Origin of the sequence: uncultured Aggregatibacter sp. (genome assembly GCF_938046485.1) — a bacterium.
Lineage (GTDB): Bacteria > Pseudomonadota > Gammaproteobacteria > Enterobacterales > Pasteurellaceae > Aggregatibacter.
The window spans coordinates 1-2,416 of sequence record NZ_CALIWN010000024.1; the positions used below are offsets into that span (position 1 = coordinate 1).

The 2,416-nt window shown below is 42.3% G+C and carries 3 protein-coding genes and 1 pseudogene; all 4 read right to left on the reverse strand.

The genetic code is table 11. The features are described from left to right. Positions 1–53: 53 nt before the first annotated feature. Positions 54–314 (reverse strand): annotated as a pseudogene (locus tag Q0203_RS03210) (glutathione synthetase); the annotation flags it as partial. 129 nt (positions 315–443) lie between these two features. Further along, complete coding sequence (locus tag Q0203_RS03215; RefSeq protein ID WP_297929497.1) at positions 444–1,550, reverse strand: ABC transporter substrate-binding protein; 1,107 nt, start codon at positions 1,548–1,550, stop codon at positions 444–446. 10 nt (positions 1,551–1,560) lie between these two features. After that, the gene (locus Q0203_RS03220) at positions 1,561–1,920 is read right to left on the reverse strand and encodes a pseudoazurin (RefSeq protein ID WP_366517292.1); all 360 of its coding nucleotides are present in this window, start codon (positions 1,918–1,920) and stop codon (positions 1,561–1,563) included. Between the two features lie 80 nt (positions 1,921–2,000). Continuing rightward, a partial coding sequence (locus Q0203_RS03225; protein ID WP_297929499.1) for an ABC transporter ATP-binding protein occupies positions 2,001–2,416 on the reverse strand: 416 nt, incomplete at its 5' end.

Consider the following 2,416-nt stretch of genomic DNA (forward strand, 5'->3'; position numbering starts at 1 on the left):
TACCGAGCTCAATATTTAAGTTAACTAACCTGTCCAACTTTTGGGGGGCAGATCAGAAATTGGTCACCAATAATCGTACCATCTACGCGAGCATATCCCGTTTTTTCAGGCAATTTGCTTAACACATTCTGGGCTTGCGAAATAATGTTTTTATCTACTGATTGAGCAGAAATCTGCACGCCATAAGCCGAATTTGCTCGAAAATCCCCAGCTTGTGGTTGACGGCGAATGGCGTGGCTGAAGTTGCCGTTAAAGAAAATCAGGCTGGTTTCACCGACCTCAGCGACTTTAGGAATGTAGGGCTGAAGCAGAACCGCCATATTCAGAGAGGTTTACAAGCGGTTGATTTGGGGTAATCTTTTGCACAGGCTATCGAATGTGACATCATAATCGGCTCAAAAAAGGCAAGTGAGCCAAAGCCCGCTTGCCGTGAGATTAACAGGTTATTTTAACTTAATAAAAAATGTGCCTTGCGGTACAACCGGCAGATATTGACGGTAAAAATCCAAATAAGTTTTCTCCGGATCAATATCTTTAAACTGTTCAGGATAAAGCGTTTTCGCCATAAATTCCGCACTGGCTAAGTCGGTAATCGAACGAGATGCTGTGTGATAAATCCCATACACATTGCCTTTTTTCACCGCCGATACGTTCGACCAACCGGCACGCTGAGTAAAACCGGCAAGGCGTTTTTGCGCATCTGCTTCACTGATATTAATCCCCATCGCCATAATTTCGGCATTCTTATCGGTACCCATTTCCGTACCGGAAATAATCACCACTTCCGGATTAGACGCTAAAAATTGCTCCGGATTAATCGGCCCCCAGTTTTCAATAAACGGTGCAGCAATATTGTCGCCACCAACCGTATTCGCAATCGCTCCCCACATATTTTTACCGAAAGTGAAGCTATATTCCGCCGGACCTTTATTACCAAATTCCACGTAAATTTTCGGTGGTTTTTGACCGCTTGCCGCCACACGTTGTTGGATTGCTTTAATTCCTTGTTTATATTCATTTGCGATTTGATTTGCACGTATTTCCGTACCGGCGAGTTGTCCGAAAAGTTGGATACTTTTCGTGTGTTTCGCTACGGTTTGTGCATTGAAATCCACTACAACAATCGGAATACCGGCTTGTTCGATACGAGGAATATCGGCGGCGATTGTTTGATATTGCCAATCGGCTAACACCAATACATCCGGTTTTAACGCCAAGGTTTTTTCCAATGAGAACGTCCCGGTATTGATATTACCGATATCTGCCATTTCCGCTAAATTCGGTAACGCTTTACTAAATAAAGCCCAGCTACCGGGGTTAAATTTTTCCCAAAACTCACGCGAAATGCCGACAACATTTTTGAAATTCTCCGAACCGGTTGCGGCAATATAATCCGGATAATAAAAGCCAAGCACGATACGTTTCGCCGGTACATCAACTTTTACTTGGCGATCTAAGACATCTTGTAATACTTTTACTTCCGCTTGCGCCGAAACTCCAGCAAATAGTAACGTGCTGGCAATAAGATGTTTAAAATACTGCTTTTTCATTGTCATCTCCTTATTTCACTTGCTCAAGATATTCAAATAAACGACCTTTATGCTCTGTGGTACGCTTCTCAATTTTTTCAACTTCTTTGGCCGCGTTTTTTAAATTGGTCGGTTTGCCTACTTGGATAATACCGCTCATATTTATCATACGATGAGGAGGGCAAACATACACGTAGACGCCCTCATGGGTGAGCGTTAAACTAAATTTTTCATCTTCTTTCGAGAGGAATTTCTCTGCGCCTTCTGGCACTGTTTTACTTTGCACCCAATGACCTTTATTAGTCGGCACGAAAGTGACCGTATCGCCAACTTCCGCTTTTAAAAAGCCCGGTTCAAACACCATACCACCGCCTTTACCGTTATCTAACATTTTAACTTCGTGATCTGCAGCCAACACAGCGCCTGAAAAGCGAGTAAGGTTGCTAATAATACTTTTTTCATTTTTTACTCCTAATGCGAATGACGTAACGGACGAATCACCGGTTGTCCGGTACTGTCATATAAAATTTCAATCTCAACGTTATACAACTGACGAATAAGATCAGCCTGTAACACTTGTTTTGCATCACCGAAAGCTTGTAATTTACCGTTACCCAATAAAATCACCTGATCAGAAAATTGAGCGGCAAGGCTCAAGTCGTGTAACACTATGATCGTAATCAGATTATTTTGTTGCGTATATTGGCAAACATGTTCCAATAAATTAATTTGGTGGTGCATATCCAACGCACTAACCGGTTCATCTAACAATAAGATTTCCGGCTGACGCAATAATACTTGGGCAAACATCACCATTTGGCGTTGTCCACCACTGAGATTCAGAATATCACGATGCGCTAAATGACCAATGCCTAATTGTGCCATAA

Bases quoted from the DNA above. Each gene is read 5' to 3' on its own strand.
- Q0203_RS03215 (WP_297929497.1), bottom strand. From the start codon at position 1,550: ATGAAAAAGCAGTATTTTAAACATCTTATTGCCAGCACGTTACTATTT.
- Q0203_RS03220 (WP_366517292.1), bottom strand. From the start codon at position 1,920: ATGTTAGATAACGGTAAAGGCGGTGGTATGGTGTTTGAACCGGGCTTT.